The organism is Marinovum sp. (assembly GCF_034669705.1).
Lineage (GTDB): Bacteria > Pseudomonadota > Alphaproteobacteria > Rhodobacterales > Rhodobacteraceae > Marinovum.
Genome location: NZ_JAXMOR010000021.1, coordinates 13417 through 38924, shown reverse-complemented (window position 1 = coordinate 38924; position 25508 = coordinate 13417). Strand labels below are relative to the sequence as shown.

The 25508-nt window shown below is 66.5% G+C and carries 24 protein-coding genes; 10 read left to right on the top strand and 14 right to left on the bottom strand.

Annotation, left to right across the window (positions count from 1 at the left end; all coding sequences use genetic code 11):
• Positions 1-11 precede the first annotated feature (11 nt).
• Positions 12-836 carry a Ku protein gene (locus tag VOI27_RS14975; protein WP_323766168.1) on the top strand — a complete coding sequence of 275 codons (825 nt, stop codon included), beginning with the start codon at positions 12-14 and terminating at the stop codon, positions 834-836.
• Complete coding sequence (gene ligD, locus VOI27_RS14970) at positions 837-3281, top strand: DNA ligase D (RefSeq protein ID WP_323766167.1); 2445 nt, start codon at positions 837-839, stop codon at positions 3279-3281.
• On the opposite strand, the gene VOI27_RS14965 is transcribed toward ligD, so the two are convergent.
• Positions 3270-4337 carry an AI-2E family transporter gene (locus tag VOI27_RS14965; RefSeq protein WP_323766166.1) on the bottom strand — a complete coding sequence of 356 codons (1068 nt, stop codon included), beginning with the start codon at positions 4335-4337 and terminating at the stop codon, positions 3270-3272. The genes ligD and VOI27_RS14965 overlap by 12 nt on opposite strands.
• A 198-nt stretch (positions 4338-4535) precedes the next feature.
• Here VOI27_RS14965 and VOI27_RS14960 point away from each other — a divergent pair, with 198 nt between their 5' ends.
• From VOI27_RS14960 to VOI27_RS14945, 4 genes are all read left to right on the top strand, one after another.
• A complete protein-coding gene (locus VOI27_RS14960) occupies positions 4536-4877 on the top strand; it encodes a hypothetical protein (protein ID WP_323766165.1) in 342 nt (113 codons plus the stop codon).
• Positions 4878-5005: 128 nt separating this feature from the next.
• Complete coding sequence (locus tag VOI27_RS14955) at positions 5006-5608, top strand: BON domain-containing protein (protein ID WP_323766164.1); 603 nt, start codon at positions 5006-5008, stop codon at positions 5606-5608.
• 112 nt (positions 5609-5720) lie between these two features.
• Positions 5721-6242, top strand: coding sequence for a superoxide dismutase family protein (locus VOI27_RS14950; protein WP_323766163.1), 522 nt, complete (start codon positions 5721-5723; stop codon positions 6240-6242).
• A gap of 84 nt (positions 6243-6326) precedes the next feature.
• Complete coding sequence (locus VOI27_RS14945) at positions 6327-6491, top strand: hypothetical protein (protein ID WP_323766162.1); 165 nt, start codon at positions 6327-6329, stop codon at positions 6489-6491.
• A 3-nt stretch (positions 6492-6494) separates the two neighbouring features.
• Here the strand turns inward: VOI27_RS14945 and VOI27_RS14940 are convergent, their stop codons facing one another.
• Both VOI27_RS14940 and VOI27_RS14935 read right to left on the bottom strand, forming a co-directional pair.
• Positions 6495-7007, bottom strand: a complete 513-nt coding sequence (locus VOI27_RS14940; protein WP_323766161.1) for a sigma-70 family RNA polymerase sigma factor — start codon at positions 7005-7007, stop codon at positions 6495-6497.
• Positions 7008-7337: 330 nt separating this feature from the next.
• Entirely contained in the window at positions 7338-7712 is a 375-nt protein-coding gene (locus tag VOI27_RS14935) for a rhodanese-like domain-containing protein (RefSeq protein ID WP_323766160.1), read from the bottom strand.
• Between the two features lie 442 nt (positions 7713-8154).
• Here VOI27_RS14935 and VOI27_RS14930 point away from each other — a divergent pair, with 442 nt between their 5' ends.
• Positions 8155-10632 (top strand): NAD-dependent epimerase/dehydratase family protein, encoded by a 2478-nt coding sequence (locus tag VOI27_RS14930; RefSeq protein WP_323766159.1) that lies wholly within the window; start codon positions 8155-8157, stop codon positions 10630-10632.
• Positions 10633-10680: 48 nt separating this feature from the next.
• Here VOI27_RS14930 and VOI27_RS14925 read toward each other — a convergent pair whose 3' ends face one another.
• From VOI27_RS14925 to VOI27_RS14890, 8 genes are all read right to left on the bottom strand, one after another.
• Entirely contained in the window at positions 10681-12744 is a 2064-nt protein-coding gene (locus VOI27_RS14925; RefSeq protein ID WP_323766158.1) for a 3-hydroxyacyl-CoA dehydrogenase NAD-binding domain-containing protein, read from the bottom strand.
• Positions 12744-14027, bottom strand: coding sequence for an acetyl-CoA C-acetyltransferase (locus VOI27_RS14920; RefSeq protein WP_323766157.1), 1284 nt, complete (start codon positions 14025-14027; stop codon positions 12744-12746). Before VOI27_RS14920 ends, VOI27_RS14925 begins: the two co-directional genes overlap by 1 nt.
• Entirely contained in the window at positions 14024-16273 is a 2250-nt protein-coding gene (locus VOI27_RS14915) for an acyl-CoA dehydrogenase (protein WP_323766156.1), read from the bottom strand. Before VOI27_RS14915 ends, VOI27_RS14920 begins: the two co-directional genes overlap by 4 nt.
• Positions 16274-16330: 57 nt before the next feature.
• The gene (locus VOI27_RS14910; protein WP_323766155.1) at positions 16331-17758 is read right to left on the bottom strand and encodes a dihydrolipoyl dehydrogenase; all 1428 of its coding nucleotides are present in this window, start codon (positions 17756-17758) and stop codon (positions 16331-16333) included.
• Complete coding sequence (locus VOI27_RS14905; RefSeq protein WP_323766154.1) at positions 17751-17936, bottom strand: PLDc N-terminal domain-containing protein; 186 nt, start codon at positions 17934-17936, stop codon at positions 17751-17753. Before VOI27_RS14905 ends, VOI27_RS14910 begins: the two co-directional genes overlap by 8 nt.
• An 86-nt stretch (positions 17937-18022) precedes the next feature.
• A complete protein-coding gene (locus VOI27_RS14900; RefSeq protein ID WP_323766153.1) occupies positions 18023-19765 on the bottom strand; it encodes a sensor histidine kinase in 1743 nt (580 codons plus the stop codon).
• Positions 19762-20316, bottom strand: coding sequence for an RNA polymerase sigma factor (locus VOI27_RS14895; protein WP_416374680.1), 555 nt, complete (start codon positions 20314-20316; stop codon positions 19762-19764). Before VOI27_RS14895 ends, VOI27_RS14900 begins: the two co-directional genes overlap by 4 nt.
• Positions 20313-20489, bottom strand: a complete 177-nt coding sequence (locus VOI27_RS14890; RefSeq protein WP_323766212.1) for a NepR family anti-sigma factor — start codon at positions 20487-20489, stop codon at positions 20313-20315. The genes VOI27_RS14895 and VOI27_RS14890 overlap by 4 nt, the downstream gene beginning before the upstream one ends.
• Positions 20490-20600: 111 nt before the next feature.
• On the opposite strand from VOI27_RS14890, the gene VOI27_RS14885 reads away from it, so the two are divergent.
• Positions 20601-21419 carry a response regulator gene (locus VOI27_RS14885; RefSeq protein WP_323766152.1) on the top strand — a complete coding sequence of 273 codons (819 nt, stop codon included), beginning with the start codon at positions 20601-20603 and terminating at the stop codon, positions 21417-21419.
• An 86-nt stretch (positions 21420-21505) separates the two neighbouring features.
• Here the strand turns inward: VOI27_RS14885 and VOI27_RS14880 are convergent, their stop codons facing one another.
• Together VOI27_RS14880 and VOI27_RS14875 are read right to left on the bottom strand one after the other, a co-directional pair.
• Positions 21506-21643, bottom strand: a complete 138-nt coding sequence (locus VOI27_RS14880; protein WP_323766151.1) for a DUF1328 domain-containing protein — start codon at positions 21641-21643, stop codon at positions 21506-21508.
• Positions 21644-21947: 304 nt separating this feature from the next.
• Positions 21948-22103, bottom strand: coding sequence for a transcriptional regulator (locus VOI27_RS14875; protein WP_323766150.1), 156 nt, complete (start codon positions 22101-22103; stop codon positions 21948-21950).
• A gap of 173 nt (positions 22104-22276) precedes the next feature.
• Between VOI27_RS14875 and VOI27_RS14870 the strand changes: the two genes are divergently transcribed.
• Together VOI27_RS14870 and VOI27_RS14865 are read left to right on the top strand one after the other, a co-directional pair.
• On the top strand, positions 22277-22861 hold the full coding sequence (locus VOI27_RS14870; RefSeq protein WP_323766149.1) for an exopolysaccharide biosynthesis protein: 585 nt from the start codon (positions 22277-22279) through the stop codon (positions 22859-22861).
• A gap of 259 nt (positions 22862-23120) precedes the next feature.
• Positions 23121-24224, top strand: coding sequence for a PRC-barrel domain-containing protein (locus VOI27_RS14865; RefSeq protein ID WP_323766148.1), 1104 nt, complete (start codon positions 23121-23123; stop codon positions 24222-24224).
• A gap of 312 nt (positions 24225-24536) precedes the next feature.
• On the opposite strand, the gene VOI27_RS14860 is transcribed toward VOI27_RS14865, so the two are convergent.
• Complete coding sequence (locus VOI27_RS14860) at positions 24537-25505, bottom strand: YihY/virulence factor BrkB family protein (RefSeq protein WP_323766147.1); 969 nt, start codon at positions 25503-25505, stop codon at positions 24537-24539.
• Positions 25506-25508 lie beyond the last annotated feature (3 nt).

The window sequence follows — 25508 nt, the reverse complement described above, 5'->3', positions numbered from 1 at the left end:
AGGGTCTGAGCATGGCCCCCCGCGCCCTCTGGAAGGGCCAGCTTCGCCTGTCGCTGGTGTCGATCCCGGTCGAGCTCTATTCCGCCACCCGCACGGCGGCGAAGATCTCGTTTCGCCAGATCCACCAGCCCTCTGGCAAGCGCATTCGCTATGAGAAATCGGTGCCCGGCATCGGCCCGGTCGACAGCGACGAGATCGTCAAGGGCTACGAGGTCGGCGACGACGAGTACATCCTGCTCGATCCCGACGAGCTCGACGCGATCAAACTGGAGACCAAGAAGACGCTGGAGCTGGTGCAATTCGTCGACATGTCGGAAATTCCACCCATCCATTTCGACAAGCCCTATTACCTCGTCCCCTCGGACGAGCTGGCGCAGGACGCCTACCGTGTGGTGCGCGACGCCTTGCGCCAGTCCGGCAAGGCCGGGATCGGCCAGCTCACCATGCGCGGCAAGGAGTACCTTGCCGCCGTGCGCCCCTGCGGCGATGGTATCCTGCTGGAAACCCTGCATTACGCCGACGAGCTGCGCGATGCCGAGCCGATGTTTTCGCAGATCGAGGATGCCAAGGCCGACAAGGACCTGCTGGAGGTCGCCACCTCGCTGATCGACCGCAAGACCGCGCCCTTCGATGCCTCGAGCTACACCGACAGCTATGCCGCGGCCCTGCGCGACCTGCTCGAGGCCAAGCAGAAGAACAAGAAGACCCCGCGCGTCAGCACCGGCGACGAGGGCGAAGCCCGGGGCGAGAACGTGGTCGACCTGATGGCGGCGCTGAAGGAGAGCCTGAAGACCGCCGAGAAGAAAGGACGCGGCCGCAAGAAGAAGGCGTCCTAGATGGCCGAGGCCCCCGACAAGCTCTCCGATTACGTCAGCAAGCGCGATTTCACCCGCACCAAGGAGCCGCAGGGCGGCGCGCCGACCCGCGCCGACGGCAAGCTGGGCTTCGTGGTGCAGAAACACGATGCCACACGTCTGCACTACGATTTCCGGCTGGAATGGGAAGGGGTGCTGCTCAGCTGGGCGGTCACCAAGGGCCCGAGTCCCGATCCGGGCGAGAAACGCCTCGCGGTGCGCACCGAGGACCACCCGCTGGAGTATGCCAGCTTCGAAGGCACAATTCCCAAGGGCGAATACGGCGGCGGTACGGTGATGCTCTGGGACACCGGTACATGGGAGCCGGTGGAGGACATCGCCAAGGGGCTGAAAGCCGGCAAGCTGAAGGTGCGGCTGCACGGCCAGCGGATGCAGGGCGGCTGGGCGCTGGTGCGGATGCGGACCAAGGGCAAGCGCGAGAACTGGCTCCTGATCAAGGAGCGCGACGATCTGGCCGGCGAGGACGCCGAGGCGCTGACCCGCGATTTCATGACCTCGATCACCACCGGGCGCAGCATGGAGGAGATTGCCGAGGGGCTGGAGAAGCCCGCCGACCGGCCGCGCAAGAAGAAGCCGCCGAAGTTCCGCGACGTGCAGCTCGCCACGCTCTACAAGCAGGCGCCCGAGGGCGACGACTGGTCCCATGAGATCAAGTTCGACGGCTACCGCACCCTGGCGGCGCTGGGCAAGGGCGGCACGCGGTTCTACACCCGCAATGGCAAGGACTGGACCGACCGCTACGGGCCGCTGGCGGAGGCTTTCGCCACCCTGCCCTGCGACGCCGCACTGATCGATGGCGAGGTGATGGCAGCGCGGATCGAGGGCTCGGCGTTTTCCTCGCTGCAGCGGGCCTTGTCGGAGGGCGGACCGCTGGTCTTTGTCGCCTTCGACCTGCTGTCACTCGACGGCAAGGACATGGCGAAACTGCCGCAGGAAGAGCGCCGCGACGAGTTGGCGCTGCTGCTGGCCGGCCTGCCCAAGGACGGCGCGCTGCGGATGAGCGACCATGTCATCGGCCACGGGCCGGAGGTCCATGCCCAGGCTTGCGAGGGCGGTGCCGAGGGGATCATCTCGAAACGCCGCGACGCGCCCTATCGCGGCAGCCGCACCAAGGCCTGGCGCAAGATCAAATGCTCGCGCCGGCAGGAGTTCGTGATCGGCGGCTTCAGCCCGTCCGACAAGCCCGGCCGGCCCTTCGCCTCGCTGCTGATCGGCTCGAACGAGGATGGCAAGCTGCGCTATCGCGGCCGCGTCGGCACCGGCTTTGACGAGGCGGGCTTTGCCCGGCTGCAAAAGGCGATGAAACCGCGCAAGACCTCTCCCTTTGCCGAGGTGCCCAGAGACGCCGCCCGCGGCGCAAAGTGGGTCACCCCGGCACTGGTGGCGGAGGTCGAGTTCACCGAGTTCACCGATGACGGCTATGTCCGCCACGGCAGCTATCTGGGCCTGCGTGAGGACAAGACGGCGGGCGACGTGCATCTCGAAACCGGCAAGGAGAGCGACGTGGAGACCACCGTTCTGGGCACCAAGATCACCAGCGCCGACCGGCGGGTCTTTCCCGAGGCCGGCTGCACCAAGCTCGACATCGCGCAGCATTACGCCCGCGTCGGCAAGCGGATGATGGCGCTGATGTCACACCGGCCGCTGTCGCTCTATCGCTGTCCCGGCGGGCTGGAGGACAGTTGTTTTTTCCAGAAACACGCCGGCACCCTGCCAGATGCGGTTTCACGCGTCGAGATCGAGGAAAGCGACGGCAAGACCGCTGAATACCTCTACGCCACCCGCCCCGAGAGCCTGGTGGCGGCGGCGCAGATGGGCACGGTGGAGTTCCACATCTGGGGCGCGCGCACCGACCGGCTCGACCGGCCTGACCGGCTGGTGTTTGATCTCGACCCCGATGAGGGGCTGGGGTGGGAAAGCGTGCGCGACGCCGCCTGCGAGCTGCGCGACCGGCTGCAGGATCTGGGGCTGGCCTCTGGCGCGATGGTCACCGGTGGCAAGGGGGTGCATGTCTGGCTGCCTTTGCGGCGCATTCAGGGCTGGGAGACGGTCAAGCTGTTCTCCAAGACCTTTGCCCATGTCATGGCCGAGAAAGCGCCGGAGCGCTACACCGCCACCATGTCGAAATCCAAGCGCAAGGGCCGGATCTTCATCGACTGGCTGCGCAACGAGCGCGGATCGACCGCCGTGGCGCCCTATTCGCTGCGCGCGCGCAAGGGCGCGCCAGTGGCGGTGCCTGTGACCTGGGACGAGCTGTCGGGGCTGGCGGGGGCCAATGCCTTCAGCCTGGGCGACATCGCCGCGCGGCTCGATCAACCCTGCCCGGCGGTGGCCTTGCAGGAGGATCTGCAATCGCTCAACGAAGGCGTGATCGACGCGCTGCACCGCTGGTCGTCAGAGGGCTGAGCCTGCCTCCTCCGGTGCGTTCTCTGGCGCTGCCTCTGCCGTCTGATCGGCCATCCAGGGGCACCAGACCTCGCGCGCCAGCACCACGACCACCACGGTCAGCGGCGCCGCCAGCACCACGCCGAGCGGCCCGAACAGCACCCCCATCGCGACGATCGAGAACACGGTGATCGCCGGCGGCAGGTCGGCCGCCTCGCGCTGGATCAACGGGATCAGCAGCGCGCCCTCGATCTGCTGCACCGCGAAATAGAGCAGCATCACCCAGAGCGCGGTGCTCGGTCCTTCCATCAGGCCAACCGCCACCGCCGGCAGCGCGCTGGCCAGCGGGCCGACGTAGGGCACGAATTCCAGCAGCCCGGCGATCGCACCCAGCGCAATCGGCGTCGAGACCCCCAGCATCCAGAGCCCGGCGGTGGTCATCACGAAGACCGCGAACATCGCCACCAGCTGCCCCACCAGCCAGGCTCTGAGCGCGCGCACCAGCGCGGTCATGGTGCGGCGGCTCTCGGCGCGCAGACGGGCGGGAAGGAGCGACAGCATGCCGTCGCGATAGCCCTCGGGGTCGAGCGCCAGATAGACGCCGCCGACGAGGATCAGGGTGATGCCGGTGCCGACCGCGATCAGAACCGAGGTCACGCTGGTCACGCCGCTGTAGACCGAGCCCATCTCGACCGGCTCGTCCATCCGCTCGCCGATCCAGCTCTCGACGTCGCCGACGTCGACATAGCCCTCGATGGTGCTGATCACCTCTGGCAGCTGGGTGCGGATCTCGAGCAGCCCGGTGATGATCTGCGCCCCCAGCAGGGTAAAGGCGCCGAGCCCGAGCAGCACCAGAAGCAGGATGCTCAGCACCACGGCCGGGATCTGCCCCATCGGCAGCACCCGGCGCAGGCACCAGGCGGCGGCATTGAGCAGGATCGCCGAGAGCACCGCGCCGAAGGCCAGCAGCGCCACCCATCGCAGGTGCCAGAGCACGGCGAGAAAGACCGCCATGGCGAGCAGCCCGAGGCCCACGACGAAGGCCTGCATCGGCCGGTTCAGGCGGGGACGGGTCACGGCCATGACACCGGCCCCAAGAGGCGGCGGTCAGTCGCTGTGGCGCGCGGGCGGGGCGGGAGGGGGCTGGCGGTCCATGGCATGATGGACTGAGAACCCCTCAGGCGCTGCGCTGGTTCCGCCCCGCCTGCCGGAACATTCGCGGGGTTGGCACGTTTTCACCTGATCCAGCAACCGACAGAACGGCAGAGGCTCCGCATGGCATCCCGCAAGACCGACGACCCCCGCGACGACACCGCCGATGCCGCAGGCGCCGCCCGGCTGCGCCACCAGATCGATCACGGCGGCGCCGGCGACAAGGTGGCCTTTCCCGACCCCTCCGCCGCACCGCTGGGCACCGATGACGAAGCCGCGGGCCACCCGCCCAGCCGAGAGCAGGTGCGCCACGCCGAGGCGGCCGAGCTGGGCCGGGCCGCGCCGAAGAAACGCCCGCCGCTCAGCCAGAGGCAGACCCGTCGCGCGGTCTGGCGGCCGGTGATGCTGATCGGTCTGGTGCTGATGGCCGGGTTGATCCTCTTCGCGGCGATGGGGGAATTCTGAGGGGAAATCTCACAAACTTGCCGCGCTCAGGAACAAAGGCCTGCTGCCGCCTGTTTCCCCGGTGACTGCCCTGCCCGCGACCATCGGTCTGCAGGCGCAAGGCAGAGAACGCCGAAAGGAGCGAAGTTATGGCAAAGCACGATCCAGACATGACCGAGCAGGAAGCGCGCGAAGAGATGTACCGCCGCACCCATTCCCGCCGCGACGACCGTGACCCCTACGCCCGGGGCGAAGAGGGCTGGTGGGTGGCACCGGGCTACGGCATGGGCGCGATGGCGCCGCAGATGTATGCCGCGCCTTTCATGCCGCCGATGCGCCGCAACACCGGCTACGACCCGCATGCCGCGCCAGAGGCCGCCGACCGCCGCTATCGTGGCCACCCGGACGACCGTCACCAGCGCGGCTTCATGGACAAGGCCGGCGACGAGATCGCCTCTTGGTTCGGCGATGATGCCGCCGAGGCGCGGCGCGAGGCCGATCACCGCGGCCGCGGCCCCAAGGGCTATGTCCGCTCGGATGCCCGCATCGAGGAGGACGTGCACGACCGGCTGACCGATCATCCCCGCGTCGATGCCTCCGAGATCGAGGTCTCGGTGGCCGACCGCGAGGTCACCCTGAACGGCACCGTCGACAGCCGTCAGGCGAAACGCTGGGCCGAGGATTGCTGCGACAGCGTCTCCGGCGTCACCCATGTCCAGAACAATCTGAGAGTTCAGTCCAATGCCCTTTGACCTGCCCCGCAGCCGGGCCGGCGCCAACACGGCGTCGCGCCCGTCCAAAATCTGCCCGCCCGCTCCTTGTCCCTTGGCGGCGGCAGACGAGCCCGCCCGTTTATTGCCCTTCATGGGTGGGCTCCTCCTGGCTGGCGTAATCTGCGCCAGCCAGGCCTTGCCGGTGGCAGCACAGTCCGAGGCCGCGCAGCAGGAGGTCTCCTTTACCTCGGCCGAGGGCGCCGAGATCGGCAGCGCGACCCTGACCGGCACGCCCTATGGCCTGCTGATCCGGCTCGACCTGCGCGACCTGCGCGACCTGCCGCCAGAGACCTGGCACGGCTTCCACATCCATGAAACCGGCGAATGTGATCCGGCCGACGGCTTCAAATCCGCCGGCGGGCACTTCTCGGTATCGGCGACCAACCACGGCCTGCTGGTCGAGGAAGGCCCGCATTCCGGCGACATGCCCAACCAGTACGTGGCCGCCGACGGCACCCTGAAGGCCGAGGTTCTCAACACCTACGCCTTTCTTGGCGGCGAGGCCGACAATGTTTCTGGCCGCGCCTTGATGCTGCACTCTGGTCCGGACGATTATCAGAGCCAGCCCTCGGGCGATGCGGGCGAGCGGATCGCCTGTGCCGTGATCGACTGACAGACACTCGGAATTGACAAGCACCGGGTGGCGAGGCAAGCAGGCCCCTGACCTGCGACCCTCGCCACCGCCAAAGGGCTTGAGATGACACGACGTGACGACCAGCCCGACCCCGAGGCCGCGCTCGATGCCGAATTGCGTCGCAAGCTGAAAGATTTGCAGGAAGAGGACGTGCCTGAGCGGCTGGTCGAACTGGCGCGGGACTTGCAGAGGCTGCTGCGCGAGCGCAAGGCCGACAGCTCTGATTGACGTTCAGCGGTCAGAGCCGGGTTTCTCGATCCCTTCAGGCTCGTTGCCCTCCAGCGCCGCCATCAGCATCCGCCGCGCCCGGTTGACCCGGCTCTTGACGGTGCCGACCTCGACATCGCAGATCCGCGCCGCCGTCTCGTAGCTTTCGCCCAGCATCACCACCAGGATCAGCGTCTCGCGGTAATGGTCTGGCAGCTCTGCCACCTTGTCCATCATCTCGTGGCCGCGCAACGTCCATTCCTGGGTGGCGGGCACCGAAATTGAGTCGGAAATACAATCCTCGGCCCCGGTCTGCATCCGGGCCGATCGCTTGGTGTCATTGAGAAAGGTGTTGCGCATGATGGTCATGAGCCAGGCGCGCAGATTGGTGCCGGGCTGGTACTGATCGAACTTGTCGATCGCTTTGACCAGCGTGTCCTGCACCAGGTCGTCGACATCCTCATGCCGACGCGTCAGGACCCAGGCATACGCCCGCAGAGCCGGGATCATCTCGACAATGTCTTCCTTGGCTCTCATGACCTTCCCCGAACACACGACAAGACGCACCCCACCCGAGACCGCACTCCTGCGGCGCCGTGGGTCGGACGCGGCTTGTTGAACTAGGTGTGGAGTGGCGGGCAGGGCTGAGGCTCAGCGCCTGCGTGCCGCCGTCTCGTTGATGTCTGGCCTCAGAGCACGAAGCCCACGATTGCCAGAACGATCACGACCAGACCCACGATATAAATGATATTGTGCATTTTATAGTCTCCCTTGAGGTTGTTGGCCCTTCGACCCTCTGAAATCCCAACGCAGCGTGAAGTGAAAAGGTTCCTTTTGCCGACGCCGGATTGAGGTGCGGCGACCGGCTCAGCTGCCGCCCATCTTCTTCGGCGCGCCGCTGGCCAGATCGGTGCCGACATAGGGCAGCCCGGCCTCTTTCCACGCACCGAAACCGCCCTCCATATGGGCCAGCGGGGTGACGCCCGCGGCAATCGCATCCTGACCCACCTTGCCGCTGCGCTTGCCCGAGCCGCAGTGCAGCACGATCCGCTTGCCGTCCTGCGTCGGCAGCGCCTCGGCGCGGAAAAAAGGCATCGGCATCAGCAGCGCGCCCTCGATGTGCTCGAGTATGTATTCCGCCGGGGTCCGGACGTCGATCAACACGATCTCGCCGGCGTTCAGCGCCTCGGAGACCTGTTGCGGGCTCCAGTTCTCTATCTCTGACATTGTCTTGCCTTTCATGATCGGAGGTCTCGGAAAAAAACGCGCCGCTCTCTGGAGCGGCTGGATGGCGCGCCAGGCGCGCGCAACGGGCATTTACGAAACCGGTTTCCGGAGGAGTATACCACGTGTCGCCGCAGCGGGCGAAATGTCCGGAGGCCGTTGCCGTGCAGCGGGAGGTGCCGCGCCACGGTCTCCGGGCTGTTGTCACCGGCCGCCGGTCTGGCGAGCCCTGGCCGGGATCATCGCCGCGCCGGCAAAGAGCGCGGTGGTGAGGATCGTCGAAATCAGCATCAGACTGTCCATGGGGGTCTCCTTTCACCCGACCCAACGCGCCACGGGACCTGCCGGTTCCCGGTACAGCCACAAGCGGAACAGAGCGCCGGGCTTCGCGTTGACCGGAGAAGGCCGGCACCGGCGCGCTCGGAACCGGCGGAGCGGAGCAGACACGAGGGGCAGCAGGATGACAGAGGCAGAGAAACCGACCGTGGTGATCACCGGCGCCGCAGGCCGTATCGGGCGCGCGCTGACGGACAGGCTGTCGGACAGGTACACCGTCCTCGGTCTCGACCTGCCCGATCAGGCCGGGGACGACCATATCTTCGGCTTCGACATCACCGACGAAAACTCGGTCGCCCATGCGCTCGATGAGGTGCGCGCCGCCTGCGACGGCAAGCTCGCCGCGGTGATCCACCTTGCCGCCTATTTCGACTTCTCGGGCCGCGAGAGCTCGATGTACGAGAAGGTCAACGTCGCCGGCACGCGCAACCTGCTCAAGGGTCTGCAGGGGCTCGAGGTCGAACATTTCATCTATGCCGGCACCATGCTGGTGCACCAGCCCGGCCACCCCGGCGAGCGGATCGACGAGGACACGCCGCTGGCCCCCGGCTGGGCCTATCCGAAATCCAAGGCCGAGACCGAAGAGGTGATCCGCAGCCTCGCGCCTGAGACCAACCCCGAGATGTCGGTGCTGCTGTTGCACATGGCCGGGCTCTACGATGACAGGACGGCGGTGCCGACGCTGAGCCAGCAGATCGCCCGGATCTACGAGCGCGACATGAAATCGCATTTCTATTCCGGCGACATGCAGGCCGGGCAGGCCTTCATCCATCTCGAGGACATGCTCGACCTGTTTCGCCGCGCCGTCGACCGCCGCGACCGGATCGACGGGCTCGAGGTGGTGCTGGCCGGCGAGCCCGACGCGGTAAGCTATGCCCGGCTGCAGGACGCGCTTGGCCGGCTGATCCACGGCGAGGAGGAATGGCAGACCCTGCGCGTGCCCGCCCCGGTCGCCAAGGCCGCCGCCAAGGCCGAGGTTGCCGCCGAGGGCCCTGTTCCCGATGCGCTCGACGAGGGCGAGAAACCCTTTATCCGGCCGTTCATGATCGAACTGTCCTCGGATCACTACGCGCTCGACATCTCGAAGGCACGCGAGCTGCTGGGCTGGGCGCCGAAACACGACATCCTCGACGGGCTGACACATCTGGTCGCCGCGCTCAAGGAGGACCCGGCCGGCTGGTACAAGGCCAATGGCATCACCCCCCCGGTCTGGCTGCGCTCGGCAGAGGAGGCCGCGGTTCCGCCGGAGGATCTGCGCGCACGACACGAGACACAGTATCGGGCCGAGCACCGCGCCAACCTCTGGGCGCATTGGGCCAATGTGGGCCTCGGTCTTTGGCTAATGACCTCGCCGCCGCTTTTGGGCTACGGCGACAGCTGGCTGGCCTGGAGCGACGTTCTGGCCGGGCTGGCGCTTTGTGCCTTCGGGCTTTTGTCGCTGTCGTGGCAATGGCCGCATTTCCGCTTTGCCGCCGCCGCCGTCGGCTGCTGGGTCATGTTCGCGCCGCTGGTGTTCTGGACGCCCAACGGGGCGGCCTATGTCAACGCCACGCTGACCGGCCTGCTGGCGGTGGGGTTTGCGCTTGGCCTGCCGCCCGCGCCCGGCGTCTCGCCCGCCGCGGCGCAGACCGGGCCGGTGATCCCCAAGGGCTGGGATTACTCGCCCTCGGACTGGTTCCAGCGGCTGCCGGTGATCCTGTTGGCCGTCGTCGGCCTGCTGATCTCGCGCTACCTGACGGCCTATCAGCTCGAAAGCATCGATGGCGTCTGGGAGCCGTTCTTTGACGGCACCCTGCCTGACAAGAACGGCACCGAGCAGATCATCACCTCCGACGTCTCGGAGGCCTGGCCGGTGCCGGATGCGGGCCTTGGCGCGCTGACCTATGCACTCGAGATCCTGGTCGGCGTGATCGGCTCGGCCAAGCGCTGGCGGACAATGCCTTGGCTGACGGTGCTGTTTGGCGTGATGATCGTGCCGCTGGGCGCGGTGTCGATCTTCTTTATCGTGATCCAGCCGATCGTGATCGGCACCTATTCCACCCTGGCATTGGTGGCCGCCGCCGCGATGCTTTTGCAGATCCCCTATGCCATCGACGAGATCGTCGCCACGGTGCAATTCCTCATCCGCCGCCACAAGGCCGGCCGGCCCTGGCTGCTGGTGTTCTTTACCGGCGACACCGACGAGGGCACGGGCGAGATCGACACCCACGCCTTCGAGCGCAAGCCCGGCGCGATCCTGAAAGAAATGCTGAGCGGCGGCATCACCCTGCCGTCGTCGCTGCTGGCGTCGATCGCGGTGGCGCTCGGGCTGATGCTCTCGCCGCTCTATCTCGGCTGGGAGAGCCCGGTGGCGCCTGCCGTGCACATCTGCGGCGCGCTGGCGCTGACCGTCTCGGTGACGGCGCTGGCCTCGGTGGCGCGGATGGTGCGGTTTCTCAACGTGATCCTCGGGGTGGTGCTGATCTTTGCGCCGCTGGTCGCCGGCGGATCGCTGATGGCCTACCTCACCTGCATCCTCGCCGGGCTGCTGCTGATCGCTCTCGCGGTGCCGCGCGGCCCGATCGGCGGCCACTATGGCGCGGTCGATCCCTGGATCAAGTGACGACCCGAGGCGCACCGGAGCTCAGGGGCCCGGGCGCGCCCTTTTCCCTCACATCGACCGCCAGCCGCGGTCGGGGGTGAAGCGCGGACCGTGGCGCTCGGCCAGGTCCTCGAGCCGGTTGGCAATCGCGGAAAAGCCGCGCGAGCGGGCATAGTGCATCGGCCCGCCCCGGAGCGGCGCAAAGCCGGTGGCAAAGATCATCGCCGCATCCACCTCGTCTTCGTCGCGGGCCACCCCGGTGCGCAGGCATTCCACGCAGGCATCGAGCATCGGCAGGATCAGCCGGTCGGTGAGATCCGCCGGCGGTGCTCCGTCAGAGGCCGGATGCGGCGCGCCGTTTGACCAGTCATAGAACCCCTGCCCCGCCTTCTTGCCGGTCTCGCCGGCCGCCACCTTGTCGCGCAGGCGCTGGCTGATCGGCGCCATCGGCCGGTCGAGGCTTTCCGACAGGCTTGTCGCCACATGCAGTCCGATGTCGAGCCCGACCTGATCGGCCAGCGTCACCGGCCCCATCGGCATGCCGAAATCGAGCGCGGCGCGGTCGATCACCTCCTTGTCGATGCCGTCGTCCATCAGCACCATCGCCTCCATCAGGTAAGGCGTCAGCGCGCGGTTTACCAGGAACCCCGGCGCATCGGCGACCTGCACCGGCAGCCGGTCGATGGCGCCGCAGAACGCCGCGAGCCGGCGCAGGACCGCGTCATCGGTGCCGGCATGGCGGACCACCTCGACCAGCTGCATCTTCGACACCGGATTGAAGAAATGCAGGCCGGCAAAGCGGGTCGGATCGGCCACCGCCCCGGTCAGCGCCGCGAGCTGCAGGCTCGAGGTGTTGCTGGCGAGGATCGCACCCTCCTTCATGGCCGCAGCGGCCTGTCGGTAGATTTTCTCCTTCAGCTCAGTCTCTTCCGGCACCGCCTCGATCACCAGATCGGCCTGCGACAGACCGTAGCTGCGCGGATCGGGCATCAGCCGGTCGAGCGCATCGCGGGTCTCGATCGTGTTCAGGTGACTGTTGCGGCAGGTCTCGGCCGCGGTTTTCATCGCATGGCCCAGAGCCTCGAGCTTGACGTCGCCGAGGGTCACCTGCTTGCCCTTGATCGCGGCCCAGGCGGCAATCTCGGCCCCCATGGCACCCGCGCCGATCACATGCACGTGGGCGATGCCATCGTTGCCGCGCGCGTCCGCCCTCAGCCCCTGTCGCAGGAAGAACACCCGCCGCAGGTTGCGCGAGGTCTCGCTGTCGAGCAGGGTGGCGAAACTCTCGATCTCGGCGCTCTGCATTCGCTTGCGGTCGTCGCCGTGCTTCTCCCACAGGTCGATCAGCGCATAGGGCGCCGGATACTGGGCGCGAGAGGCCTGTTTGCCGGTCTCGTCTCGCATCCGTCCGGCGCCGTAGCTGCGCGCCGCCTCAAGCCGGAACGCGCGGGATTTCAGCCCCGGCTCCGGGCGCTTTGGCCGGTCTTCGGCGAGGGCTGCGACGGCGGCGGCGACATGGCGTTCCTCGGTCACCGCATCGACGATGCCAAGGCGTTTGGCCTTGTCGGTATGGGCCGTCTTGCCGGTCAGCATCAGCGTCATCGCCTCGGTCGGGTCGATCAGACCGGTGAGCCGGAAGGTGCCGCCGAGGCCGGGATGCAGCCCAAGCTTGACCTCGGGAAAGCCGAACGTCGCGCCCCGGATGGCGATGCGGTGATCACAGGCCAGCGCGATTTCGAAACCCGCCCCCAGCGCCGCGCCATGCACCACGGCAATCGTCGGGCAGTCGAGCCGTTCCAGCCGGTCGAGGACCGCGTGGCCGCGTTTCAGAAGCTCGGCCGCGCCCCGGTCGGACATGTCGCCGAAGCTGTCGATATCGGCGCCGGCGGCAAAGCCCGCCGGCTTGGCCGAGCGGATCACCAGCGCCTTTGGCGTGCCGATCTGGTCCAGCGCGGCATCGAGCCCGGTCAGCACCCCCTCCGAAATCGTGTTGACCGCGCTGCCGGCGCAGTCGAGCACCAGCCAGTGGATGCCGCGGGCTTCGCCATGGCGCCAGGGGTGGCCCTTGGCCGCGGCGGCGGGGCCCATTTCGCGGTGGGCCTCGCCGAGGAAGGACAGCACGGGTCCGGTCATCACACAGCCTCCAGCAACATGGCGCCGCCGAGGCCGCCGCCGATACATTCTGTGGCGATACCTCGCCGGTCGCCGCGCCGTTTCATCGCGTTGGCAAGATGCAGCACGATCCGGTTGCCACTGGTGCCCACCGGATGGCCGAGCGAGATCGCGCCGCCATCGGTGTTGATGTCCTCGCGGTCCGGCGCGCCGAAGGCGCCCTCGAGCCCCAGCACCTCGCGGCAGAACTCCGCGTCGTTCCAGGCGGCGAGGCAGGAGAGCACCTGCGCCGCAAAGGCCTCGTTCAGCTCCCAGAGGTTGATATCCCCGGCGCCCAGGTCGTTGCGCAGCGCCAGCGGCGTCGAGCAGAGCACCGGCCCGAGGCCCATCACAGACGGATCGAGCGCCGCCCATTCGCTGTCGACGATGCGCGCCAGCGGCGTCAGACCGTGCTTCTCCACCGCGTCCTCGGAGGCGACGATGACCCAGGAGGCGCCATCGGTGATCTGGCTGGAATTGCCGGCCGTGACCTTGCCGTAAGGCCGCTCGAAGGCCGGGCCGGGCTTGGCCAGCCCCGCCATGTCGCTATCGGGGCGCACGCCGTCATCGTGCTCATGTGCCGCGCCGTCGCGGGTGAAGGCGGGCATCACCTCATCTTTCAGCCAGCCTTCACGCTGTGCGCGCGCGAGCCGGTGGTGGCTCTCCATCGCATAGGCGTCGGCGGTCTTCCGGGTGATGCCGAACCGATGCGCCAGCACCTCGGCGGTCTGACCCATGTTGAGATCGGTGATCGGGTCGGTCAGCCCGCGTTCAAGGCCCACCACCGGTTTGAAGAACTCGGGCCTGAGGCCGGTCATCGCGCGCGCCTGCTCCATCGGTCCCTTGGCCTGCGCCATCTGTCCGAACCACGCGGCCGCGCTTTGCCGCAGCACCAGCGGCGCATGGCTCAGCGCCTCGGTGCCGCCGGCAAGGATCATGTCATGGCGGCCCTCGCGAATGTAGCGGAACGCGGTGTCGATCGACTGCATGCCCGAGCCGCAGTTGATCTGCACCGTGAAGGCCACCATCGCCTCGCCCAGGCCGAGCCGCAGGGCGGCGACGCGGGCCGGGTTCATCTCGTCGGCGATGACATTGACGCAGCCGAGGATGGCGAGGTCGAGCGCGCGGCGGTCAAACGGCTGTCGCGCCAGCAGCGGACGGCCGCATTGCACCGCGAGATCAACCGGGGTGAAGGGGCCGGGCGTGCCGCGTGCCTTGAGGAAGGGCGTTCGCGCACCGTCGACCAGATAGACGGGGCGGGTCATTGCGCGGCCATCCTGTCGCTTTTGGTGGGTTGCAGGCCGGGGAAATAGGCCGCGAGGTCTTCGGGGCTGAACTCGTCGACGGCGATGGTGCGTGTCACCTTGTCCTCCATGTCTGAGATCCGGGCGCGGTCGGCCTCGGAGATGATCCCGGCCTTGAGCGCGCCATCCGGGGTCTGGCCGGCCTCGCGCAGACGCTTCATCAGCGGCGCGGTGTCGATCACGGCGGCGAAGGCGGCGTTGAGCACCCCGACCCCGTTGCGGTCGCAGCCGCCGTTCAACCGGCCGGTGATGCGGTCGCGGGTGGCGGAGGGTTCGAGCAGCAGGTTGGCAACGCGCGCCGTGAGCCGGTCGTCGGGTCCGCGGGCGTTGCCGCCCGGCAGGGTCAGGATGCGGCCCAGCCAGCCGGCCCAGCGGGCGGGCAGATTGGCCAGCACCTCGTCGATCGCCTGCCGCATGGTGGCAAAGCTGCGGGCGGCGGCGTATTCCAGCACCGGCAGATCGGCCTTCTGCCGGCCCTCGTCCTGCCAGCGCTTGAGCGCGCCCGAGAGCAGGTACATCTCTGACAGCACATCGCCCATCCGCGCCGAGATCATCTCGCGCCGCTTCAACTCGCCACCGAGAGTGAGAAAGCAGAGATCGGCGACCAGCGCATAAGAGGCCGCCCAGCGCGACAGCCGGCGATAGATCGGCGCGGCGGCCCCGGCCTTGGGCGGCGCTGACGCCAGCCGGCCACCGCTCCAGGCGCGGGCAATGCTGCGGCCGGCGGTCCTCAGCGTGTGGCCGACATGTGCCCAGAACGCCTTGTCGAAGGCGTCGAGACTCTTGTCCTCATCCTCGATCTGCAGCGCCTGCATCTCGTCCAGCATATGCGGATGCGCCCGGATCGCGCCCTGACCAAAGATGATCAGCGAACGGGTGACGATATTGGCGCCCTCGACGGTGATGCCGATCGGCACCGCGCGGTAGAGCGGCAGCAGGTAGTTCGAGGGCCCGTCGATCACCGCCTTGCCGGAATGCACGTCCATCGCATCGTTCACCGCCTCGCGCATGCGGAAGGTGGCATGGGCCTTCATGATCGCCGAGATCACCGAGAGCGCCCGACCCTCGTCGAGTCCGGCGCAGGTCAGCCGCCGGGCGCCGTCCATCATGTAGGCGTCGCCGGCCAGCTGCGCCAGCCGCGCCTGAATGCCGCCAAACTTGCCGATCGGCAGGTTGAACTGCTCGCGAATGCGGGCATAGGCGCCGGTGGTATGGGCGGAAAAGGCAATCGCGGCGCAGCCCATCGAGGGCAGGGAAATCCCCCGACCGGCGGCCAGCGCCGACATCAGCATCATCCAGCCGCGGCCGGCGTAGTCCTGACCGCCGATGATATGATCGAGCGGGATGAAGACGTCCTTGCCGGTGGTCGGCCCGTTGAGAAACATGGTGGACGACGGGATATGCCGCCGCCCGGTCTCGACCCCCGGCAGATCGGCAGGCACCAGCGCGCAGGTGATGCCGATGTCCGGTTCTTCGCCCAAGTGCCCATCGGGATCGCGCAGTTTGAAGGCCAGCCCCAGCACGGTGCATGTCGGCGACAGGGTGATATAGCGCTTGGCCCAGTTGAGCCGGATGCCCAGCACCTCCTCGCCCTGCCAGAGGCCCATTTCGACGATCCCCTCGTCGCGCATGGCCGAGGCGTCTGAGCCGGCCTCGGCGCTGGTCAGCCCGAAGGCCGGCAGCTCGCGGCCATCCGCGAGACGCGGCAGCCAATGGTCCTTCTGCGCCTCGGTGCCGAACATGTGCAGAAGCTCGCCCGGCCCCAGCGAATTGGGCACCATCACGGTGACGGCGGCGGCGACCGAGCGGGTGGCGATATAGCGGACCACCTCGGAATGGGCATAGGCGGAAAAGCCCAGCCCGCCGTACTTTTCCTCGATGATCATGCCAAAGAACTTCCGGTCGCGCAGGAAATCCCAGACCTCGACCGGCAGATCGGCGTCGCGCTGGTTGATCGTCCAGTCGTCGATCATCGCGCAAAGCTCTTCGCAGGGTCCGTCAAGGAAGGCCTGCTCGGCCTCGGTCAGCTTCGGCGCGGCGACGGCGTGCAGCTTGTCGTAATCGGGGTTGCCCGAGAACAGCTCGGCCTCCCACCAGATCTCGCCGGCGGTGAGCGCCTCGGCCTCGGTCTGCGACATCTGCGGCAGGGCGGTCCGGGCCCAGGCATGGATCGGTCGGGTGATCCGGGACTTGCGGAAATCTGACATGCGGGGATGGCCCTCCTTGGTCGAGGTCAACCGCCCGCGAGACGATTGGTTCCGGTCTCAGAGCCCCCGCAGCGCGTCGTCCTCTCGCAGGGCCGGCACCTTGCGCCCGGTGGCCTTGCAGAGCGCCCGCAGCGCCGGCTTCAGCCCCTCCTCCAGCGTCGGGTGATAGAACGGCACGCTGAGCAGGTCATTGGCCCCCATCCCCGCCTCGAGTGCCAGCGCAAAGAAATGCGCCAGATGGCCGGCGTCGGGGGCACAGAGGCTGGCGCCGGTCAGCCGGCCGTCGGAGCGGCGGGCATAGATGCGGCAGAGCCCGCCGAGGCGATGCTCGACCCGCGCCTTGCCCTGATCGTCATAGGGCGCGCTGGCGACGGCGATGTCCGGATCGTCAGGATCGGGGATATGGCCGACCTCGGCCGCCTCTGGCCGGGTGAAGGTCAGCACGAAGGGCACGTGGCGCGAAAACCGCGCAACCTCGGGGCATGTGGCGGCGTTCTGGCCGGCGATGCGGCCCTCGTGAGAGGCCTCGTGCAGCAGCGGCCGGTCCTGGTTGGCATCACCGGCGATAAAGACCCGCGAGGTGCCGCAACGCAGGGTCTCTGGGTCGAACCCGGGCGTGCCGTGCTCATCCAGCGCGATGCCGGCCTTGCCGAGGTCGAGCCCGTCGAGATTGGGCGGCCGTCCGACCGCCAGCAGCAATCGCTCGAAGCTTTTGCTCTGGCCATCCCAGCTCAGCCTGACGCCGCCCTCGGCGCGCGCGACCTCCGGCTCGGTGCCGAGATGGAGCGGCAACTCTTTGGCCAGCAACTTGGCAAGCGTCTGGCTCACTTCGGCGTCTTGCAGGCCGGCGACGCGGTCGCCCTTGTCAAACACCGCCACCTCGACGCCGAGACGCGCCAGCGCTTGGGCCAGTTCCACCCCGATGGGGCCGGCGCCGATCACCGCGACAGAACGCGGCAGGTCGTCAAGCTCGAACAGATAGGCGTTGGTCAGCACGGCGTCGGAGACCGCGTCGAAGGCCCGGGGGATGGCCGGTGACGAGCCGGTGGCGATCACCACCGCCCCGGCCATGACGCTGCGGCCGTCGTCGAGCACCAGCCGGTCTGGGGCCGCAAAGCGGGCGCGTGCGGTGATCTTCACCGCGTCCGGCAGTTCGGCGATGCTGTCGGTGACGCCCTTGACGAACCGGTCGCGCAGCCGATGGACCCGCGCCATGACAGCGCGGCCGTCAACCTCGGGCGTGGCGCGGATGCCGAACGTGTCGGCCTCGCGCACGCCATGGGCGGCATCGCCGGCCGAGATCAGCAGCTTGGAGGGCATGCAGCCGGTGTTGGCGCAGGTGGTGCCGCCGAAGGCCGGATCGATCAGCAGGGTGCTGGCCCCGGCTGCACTGGCGCTGCGCTGGGCCGCGAGGCCGGCAGTTCCGGCGCCGATAATGGCGACGTCACAGGAGAGATCGGCCGTGCCCCCCAACCGGTCAGTCACGTGCGGCCCGCGGGCCGAAGATCAGCCAGAGAATGAAGCCCAGCAGCGGCAGGAACAGGATCAGCAGCACCCAGAGCACCTTTTTGCCGGTCGAGGCGCGCGAGCTCACCACCGAGACGATGGCCCAGACGTCCAGCACCAGCAGGATGAACCCGCCTATTCCGGTGATCTCTGTCATGATGCGTCCCTTCGCGAAAATTCCACCTGCCGGACGAACGTCCGGGACGTCCGGCAGGTTCCCTCATGAGGGTGTTTTCGCGGCCCCTAGTCGTCAGCCTCCTGCGGCCAGGCCAGCGGGAAGGTGACATGCAGCTCGAAGCGGTCGTTCTCTTCGGCGGTCTCGAGCGTGCCGTTGAGCTGGATCACGAAGGTCTCGATCAGCCGCGAGCCGAGGCCGGTGCCCTCGGGCTGGTCGCGCTCCTCGCCGTCGGCCCTGACCCGCGAGTTCACCACGCTGAGCGAGATGACACCGGGCTCGGCCTCTTGCAGGGCGATGTTGATCCAGGCGCCATTGGGGCTCTTGTCGACGTCGCAATGCTTGACCGCGTTGATCGACGCCTCGGCCACCAGAAGTGACAGCGGCACCGACTGGTCCGGCGTGATCTCGATCGGATCGAGCTTGGTGGAGACCGCGATGCGGTGACCGGCCTCTTCGAGCGAGCCCAGCGCCACCTGCTGTTCGATGATGTCGTCGAGCAGCTTGTCGGCGCGCACCATCGACAGCTTGCGTGCCATGTAGAGATAGCGGTGGATCGCCGAAAGCGCCATCACCCGGTCCTGCACCCGCCGCAGCAGATGTTTGGCGCCGGGGTTCGAGGTGGCGCGGATCTGCATGTTCATCATCGAGGCGATAAGCTGCAGGTTGTTCTTGACCCGGTGATGCACCTCTCGCAGCAGCACGGTCTTTTCCTCGAGATCCTCCTGCCGCCGGCGGTCCTGTTCGCTCAGCCGCTCGGTCATGGCGCGAAAGGCCTCGGCGACGAATTCCACCTCAAGCGGCGGGTTGTCGAGCTTGGCATTGGCAAAATCGGTCTGACCCTGGGCATAGAGCCGCATCCACGACCGCAGCCGGCGGATGTGACGGATCACCAGCCGGTGCACGCCGACATAGGCCACGGCGATGGCGATCATCCAGATGAAGATCGGGAAATAGAGTGCGAGGGTCTCGGCGTAGCTGGTGACCAGAAGGCCCTGATGGCGCGGGGCCCAGCTGCCCAGCACAAAGACCTCTTCCTCGACAATCGGCGCGACGGCGAAATCGCGCAGCTGTCCGGCGCGGTTGTAGCCGCGGAATGTGTGGCGGCCAAACACCGCCAGCGTATCGAGCGTGGTCTCGACCGGTAGCATGCTGCGGCGGTCGTCGGTGAATTCCTCGGTGGCCAGCACCTCGCCGCCGGGCCGGAACAGCGCCAGGTCGACGTCGGGCGCGGCGCGGGTCAGCGCGGCGTTAAGGTCGACCAGCGGCACCGCAACCCAGACCGTGCCGCGGAACACGCCGTTTTCCATCACCGGCACGGTGACATTCAGCGTCGCGCGGCCGGCGAGGAAATCCAGCGACCGGACAAACAGCCCCGGCGCCGGGTTCAACAGCTCGACCTCCAGCGCGTCGATCCCGCTGAGATCGAGACTGCTGTCAGAGCTGCACATCAGCCCCATGCGGTTGTCGACATAGCCGGCAAAGATGAAATCGCGGTTCTGACGGACGATCCGCGCCAGCACCGCCTCGCAGGTCTCGGGCGTGTCGCGCACCGCCGGCATGGTGACGCTCAGCGTCTCGGCGGTGCTGGCGGCGGCGCTGATCACGTTGCGCGCGACCGACACTGCCTGCTGGGTCTCCTCAAGCAGCGCCGAGCCCGACAGGCTCTGGCGTTCCTCGATCAGCTTGTAGGTCTGATACACCGAGATCAGCCCGAGCGGCAGGATCGCCAGGCTCAAAACGAACGCGAGCTGAAGCGCCAGGCCCGGTCTCTTGAACCGGCGCCGGGTCGCCGAAGTGACGTCTGTCATGCAGCGGGCTTCCCCGTCACCACAGCGAGCGTGGCCGCATCGGTGATCTCGAAATCATCGTCATCGTCAAGCTGCATCAGCTGGGCCAGCCGCTTGCGCGCCCTGTTGGTGCGGCTCTTGATCGTGCCGACCGCGCAGCCGCACATGTCCGCCGCATCCTCGTAGGAAAACCCTTCGGCGCCCACCAGCACCAGCACCTCGCGCTGTTCGTCCGACAGCTTGGCAAAGGCGACGTGGAAGTCGGCCATCGCCAGGTGTCCGTCATGGGCGGGCTTTTCCGACAGCTTGCCGGCCATGATGCCGTCGGGGTCCTCGACCTCGCGCTTGCGCTTGCGGTAGAGCGAATAATAGGTGTTGCGCAGGATGGTGAAGAGCCAGGCGCGCAGGTTGGTGCCGGTCTTGAACTTGTCGAAGTTCGACCAGGCCTTGACCACCGCGTCCTGCACCAGATCATCCGCCGCCGCGCTGTTGCGGGTCAGCGACATCGCAAAGGCCCGCATCGCCGGAAGATGCTCCACGAGCTCGTCTCTCGGGTCTTTCACTTTGGTCACGCGTCATCCTCGGGCCGCTGAGAGCCGGTTTTCGCCTCTTCCTGCTGCCGCAGTTTGTCGAGGAGCTGTGAAAATCGATCAGGCAGAGGCTCCTCGGAAAGATCAGAATAGACCCGCCGGAGATTTTCATCAATTTGCCGATCAAGCTTGGTTGTCTTGCTGTTATTTGCCATCATGCCCTTCAGATTAATCGTCACCGCGTGGATGCATCTTCGCACCTTGGCTGGAACATAACACCGAGTTGTGCGTTTTGTTCCCAGCGCATCAATTTTTTCGAGGATCACATGACTGAAAGCCACACCCAGACCGACGTTACCGGGCAGATCGCTTCCGAGTTGCCTTACCTGCGTCGTTACGCTCGGGCGTTGACCGGAAATCAGCAGACAGGCGACCATTATGCCGCTGCGACGCTCGAGGCGCTTTTGACTGATGACAGCGTTCTGAGCGGCACGCAACACCCCAAGGTGGCTTTGTTCAGAACCTTTCATGGCATCTGGGCCTCGTCCGGTTCACCGATCGAGGAGCTGGATGAAGAGAGCTCGCCGGAGGCCCGCGCCCAGTGGCGGCTGTCGGGTCTGACCGCCAATACCCGCGAGGCGCTGCTGCTGCATTCGATCGAGGGATTCACCATCCCCGAGATCGCCACCATTCTGGATGTGCCCGACGAGGAAGCCGCCGACTTGGTGGTGATTGCGCGCAACGAGATGTCCGGCGTGATCCGTGGCCGCATCCTGGTGATCGAAGACGAGGCCATCATCGCGCTGGATATCTCCGCCATCGTCGAGAGCATGGGCCATGTGGTCACCGGGAATGCCCGCACCCGCGACGAGGCGATCGCGCTGGCGCGCCGCGATCCGCCCGACATGGTGCTGGCCGACATCCAGCTGGCCGACAATTCCTCGGGCATCGACGCGGTCAACAACATCCTGTCGGAACTGGGCGAGGTGCCAGTGGTCTTCATCACTGCCTTCCCCGAGCGGCTGCTGACCGGCGAGCGGCCGGAGCCTGCGTTCCTGATTGCCAAGCCCTACACCGAAGAGCAGGTGCAATCAGCGGTCAGCCAGGCGATGTTCTTCTCAAGCACCCAGACGCTCAAGGCCTGAGCGTCCGAATGTGACACTGCGCAGGCGTCCTGATCTCGGTCAGGGCGCCTTTTTTGTGTGCGCGCAAGGGCGGCCCGGTCGCCGGCTCACGGTATCCGCCTCCGCCACGAAAGCATCAGCAGCGCCGCCACGAACAGCACGAGGAAGACGACGCACAGGATTTGCGCGTTGCCGGTCGAGGCTGTGGCACCAAAGTCGGACAGGCGCGCGACGAACAGCAACATCAGGGTTTTTTACCTTTCAGGCCTGACGGATTGCATGGGGAACCGATTGTCCCGCCAGAAGCCATGTCCCGGCCGCAGCACCGCACCGGCAAACTTTTGCACAAAAAGACCCGCGAGGCAGGTTCAGCTTCGCGGTTCGAAGTTTTTTCGATTGTTCGAAGGAACTGTGGGCGCCGCATCGGCCTGCTCGGTGCAGCCCGTGGCGGGGCCGTTTACCACCCGTATTCCGACCCTGCCTCTGCATGCCCGCGGGTCTGGCGGAGCGCCGGATCCGTCAGGGCAATATTGAACAGCGAGGGCGCATTCAGTTTCGGGCTGCCTCTTTTTCACGCAGTTTTTCAAGCAGTTGCTCCATGCGGTCGGGCAACTTGCTTTCGCAAGGCTGGCGATAGATCCGCATCAGATTGCTGTCTACCTGGCGCTGCAACCAGTCCTGTTTGTCGTAGTATTCTTCTGGCATCTTCGCGGATCCGGATCATTATTTTCAAGTCATGCTCGTCTGTTCAACACGGTGGCAGGCCGCAAGGTTCCACCGCAGCCCGGCTCGGGGCCTGCTGCGGCTTTCCGGTCACAGACCGGTCTGGCGGGAACAATGGCCGACGCCTCGGGTTTGCCCCGCAGGAGGTACGCGTCTTGACTGCACAACAGCCCAGAACCCTCGGCGAACTCGCCGATAGCATCGCCTCGGTCAGTGATACCGGGAAAGTCACGGTGGAAGAGATCGTCGAAGCGGTGGGCCAGCGCAGCCTGCTGCCGCTGCTTCTGGTGCCGGCACTGCTCTGTGCGACGCCGCTCTCCGGCATTCCCGGTGTCTCGATGATCGCGGGTGTCGCCATCGCGATAATCTCCTTTCAGATGCTGCTGAGTGTCGACGAAGTCTGGCTGCCGAAACGGCTGTTGCGGCAAAAGGTCGAGGGCAAGACCCTGCACAAGGCGCTGCGCTCGTCCCGGCCGGTGATTGCCTGGGTCGACCGGCACACCCACAACCGGCTGTCAGTGCTGTTTCACCGGCCATTGATATACCTTCCAGTAGTGCTCAGCCTGATCTCGGGCCTGATGATGCCCTTCCTCGAATTCATCCCGTTCTCCTCATCGATCGCGGCCATCGGAGTCAGCCTGTTGGCAATGTCACTGCTGACCCGTGACGGGCTGTTCTTCCTTCTCGCGATGCTGCCCTACCTGGGTCTGGGCTGGCTGATCGGCAGCCGGTTTCTCTGACAACCGGCGCCCGTCCGCCCAATGAGCGAACAGCCGCCGATCAGGCCGCCTGCCCGTCTGACACCATCGAACCGATCTCCAGCACAGATCGCTGTTATTACAGGCAATTCTTCGACCACACCGGTTAAGAACGGGTAGATTATCTGCGCCGCGAAACGGCGAATTTTATCTCAATCTCTGGGAACCCGCCTGCAAGGCGAACGTTGTCACCACAGGCGCATGAGAGCGCTTCCTATGGTTCTTAAAAGGAGACCGAGTTATGAAACGGCTTTTGATTTCCACAGCGCTCGTTGCCGCCGCCAGCGGTGCCGTCGTGGCGCAGGAAAATGACGGTATGTTCCGGGCCGAAACCGACCCGAACGCCATCCACGCCTCAGACTTCATTGGTATGCGTGTCTATCGCGCTGAAACCGACTCCGAGTCGGTCGAAGGGCTGCAGGACAACTGGGATGACATCGGCGAGATCCACGACATCGTGCTGACCCGCGAGGGCGAAATCGACTCCGTGCTCGTCGACATCGGCGGCTTTCTCGGGATCGGCGAAAACCGCGTCGCCGTCGACATGAACTCGGTCCGCTTCGTCTCTGACGATGCCACTGCCGAAGACGACAGCGACTTCTTCCTCGTTCTTAATGCGCCGGTCTCGGCTCTGGAAGAGGCGCCCGCCTATTCCGGCGGTCGGATGAGCATGGATGGCGACGCAGAGGCCGAGGTTGAGACCGACGCTGAAACCACGACCACCACCAAGACCGTCGACGTTGAAACCACCGACGCAGACGCCGAGATGGAAGAGGCGGAGGCCGAGATCGAAGGCGCGGCCGAAGAGGTCGAGGCCGAGGTCGAAGGGGCGGCCGAAGAGGTGGAAAACGCTGCCGAGAACGTCGAGGCCGAGGTTGAAACCGAAATGGCCGAAGCGGAAGCCGAGGTTGAAGGCGAGTTGGCGGAAGCCGACGCCGAGATGGAGCAGCCGGAAACCGTTGCGACCGAAACCAACGCCGAGGTCAACGCCGAGATGGCCGATGGTACGCAGTCGCCGGTTGGCTACGGTGCCGGTCTTGTCGAGCGTGAAGGCTATGCCAACGCCCCGCTCGAAGAACTGACCTCGGAAAACCTCACCGGCGCGCCGGCCTATGACAGCAACGATGAGCGCATCGGCGAAGTTTCGGAGCTGATCCTCTCAGAAAATGGTGAAGTGAAATCGGTGATCGTCGACGTAGGCGGTTTCCTCGGCATCGGCGAAAAGCCGGTCGAGCTGGAGCTGTCTCAGATCGATATTCTGCGCACCGACGCCGGCGGTGACATCCGCGTCTACATCGCGATGACCGAGGAAGAACTTGAGGCGATGCCGGACTACGAAGGCTAAGTGTCAAATACAGAGCTGCAAGGAGAAGCCCGCCATTTGGCGGGCTTTTTCGTTGTGTGTGGGTGTGTGGGACGCAAGACCTGCCGGCCGGCGCGAAGCGCTGCGTCATGGGGGAGCGAGCCCGCTCCGCTCCCCGGCTGTCCGTGTAACCAGGAGCATTGGGTGCGGCTGTGTCGCTTGGGTGCGTCCTGCCCTCGGGTGGATGAGGGCGCTTGGGAGGCAGGTTCTCAGGTTTCAAAGGGGAGCCCCCAGCACACGGAAAAACGCCGGAGCTGGGGTGGCTCCGGTGCTTCTCATGAGGCATGGCTCGGGTCAGGCGTCGCGTGTCTTGGGTCGGGTTCCGCCGGCCACCTCGTCGGCCTTGACGGCGCCGCGCATGCCGGGCGGCATTGCGGGCCCGGTGGTCGTGTCAGGGCGGACCTGGGCTTCTGCCTCGGCGTTTACCTCGGCGCCGAACAGCAGCACATAGGACGAGATCCACAACCACATCAACAGCACGATCACGCCGGCCAGCGCGCCGAAGCTTTCGTTGTAGCTGCCGAAGTTCTCGACATAGACCGAAAAGCCGTAGGAGGCGGCGATCCATGTGAAACAGGCCAGCACCGCACCCGGCCAGAGCCAGATCCACTGTGCGGACTCGCGCGCTGGCGCGGTGCGATAGAGCACCAGGATGCCACCGATGGTCATGGCCAGCAGGATGGCCCAGCGCGCGGCGCCGATCAGCATCTCGGTCAGCGGACCGAGCGACAGGATCGACAGGATGCCCGGCAGGATCAGGGCGGCGCCGAGCCCGGCAATCAGACCGACCAGCAGAACGAAGGTGAGCGCCAGCTTGGTCAGGGTGAGCTTGATGAAGCCGCGGGTCTCGGCCTCGTTATAGGCGACGTTCATGCCCTCGATCAGGCTGGCCACGCCCTTGGAGGCGGAATAGAGCGCCACGCCAATGCCGAGGATCGCCGCGAGGCCAAGGCCCCCCTCCTGGCTGCCGGCAACCTCGATGGCCTGGCCGAGCACGATTTCGGCGACGTTTTCCGGCAGGAAGGCGGTGACGGTCTCGAGCTCGCCGGTGAACTGCTCGGGGTCGAAGATCAGCCCCGAAATCGCCATCAGCGCGGTGATTGCCGGGAACATCGCCAGCAAACCGTAAAAGGCCACGCCGGCCGCAATCAGGCCGACGTGGTCCTCGTTTACCTTGCGCCAGGCGCGCAGGACGATCATCTTCCAGCCGCGCAACGGTATGTCGCGCGGCCGGGTGGCATGGCGGCCGGGAATCTCCGACATCGC

Bases quoted from the DNA above. Each gene is read 5' to 3' on its own strand.
- VOI27_RS14955 (WP_323766164.1), top strand. From the start codon at position 5,006: ATGGCAAAGCACGATCCAGACATGACCGAGCAGGAAGCGCGCGAAGAG.
- VOI27_RS14865 (WP_323766148.1), top strand. From the start codon at position 23,121: ATGAAACGGCTTTTGATTTCCACAGCGCTCGTTGCCGCCGCCAGCGGT.
- VOI27_RS14960 (WP_323766165.1), top strand. From the start codon at position 4,536: ATGGCATCCCGCAAGACCGACGACCCCCGCGACGACACCGCCGATGCC.
- VOI27_RS14930 (WP_323766159.1), top strand. From the start codon at position 8,155: ATGACAGAGGCAGAGAAACCGACCGTGGTGATCACCGGCGCCGCAGGC.
- VOI27_RS14915 (WP_323766156.1), bottom strand. From the start codon at position 16,273: ATGTCAGATTTCCGCAAGTCCCGGATCACCCGACCGATCCATGCCTGG.
- VOI27_RS14925 (WP_323766158.1), bottom strand. From the start codon at position 12,744: ATGACCGGACCCGTGCTGTCCTTCCTCGGCGAGGCCCACCGCGAAATG.
- VOI27_RS14940 (WP_323766161.1), bottom strand. From the start codon at position 7,007: ATGAGAGCCAAGGAAGACATTGTCGAGATGATCCCGGCTCTGCGGGCG.
- ligD (WP_323766167.1), top strand. From the start codon at position 837: ATGGCCGAGGCCCCCGACAAGCTCTCCGATTACGTCAGCAAGCGCGAT.
- VOI27_RS14920 (WP_323766157.1), bottom strand. From the start codon at position 14,027: ATGACCCGCCCCGTCTATCTGGTCGACGGTGCGCGAACGCCCTTCCTC.
- VOI27_RS14945 (WP_323766162.1), top strand. From the start codon at position 6,327: ATGACACGACGTGACGACCAGCCCGACCCCGAGGCCGCGCTCGATGCC.
- VOI27_RS14890 (WP_323766212.1), bottom strand. From the start codon at position 20,489: ATGGCAAATAACAGCAAGACAACCAAGCTTGATCGGCAAATTGATGAA.
- VOI27_RS14950 (WP_323766163.1), top strand. From the start codon at position 5,721: ATGGGTGGGCTCCTCCTGGCTGGCGTAATCTGCGCCAGCCAGGCCTTG.
- VOI27_RS14975 (WP_323766168.1), top strand. From the start codon at position 12: ATGGCCCCCCGCGCCCTCTGGAAGGGCCAGCTTCGCCTGTCGCTGGTG.
- VOI27_RS14880 (WP_323766151.1), bottom strand. From the start codon at position 21,643: ATGTTGCTGTTCGTCGCGCGCCTGTCCGACTTTGGTGCCACAGCCTCG.
- VOI27_RS14860 (WP_323766147.1), bottom strand. From the start codon at position 25,505: ATGTCGGAGATTCCCGGCCGCCATGCCACCCGGCCGCGCGACATACCG.
- VOI27_RS14885 (WP_323766152.1), top strand. From the start codon at position 20,601: ATGACTGAAAGCCACACCCAGACCGACGTTACCGGGCAGATCGCTTCC.
- VOI27_RS14875 (WP_323766150.1), bottom strand. From the start codon at position 22,103: ATGCCAGAAGAATACTACGACAAACAGGACTGGTTGCAGCGCCAGGTA.
- VOI27_RS14900 (WP_323766153.1), bottom strand. From the start codon at position 19,765: ATGACAGACGTCACTTCGGCGACCCGGCGCCGGTTCAAGAGACCGGGC.
- VOI27_RS14905 (WP_323766154.1), bottom strand. From the start codon at position 17,936: ATGACAGAGATCACCGGAATAGGCGGGTTCATCCTGCTGGTGCTGGAC.
- VOI27_RS14935 (WP_323766160.1), bottom strand. From the start codon at position 7,712: ATGAAAGGCAAGACAATGTCAGAGATAGAGAACTGGAGCCCGCAACAG.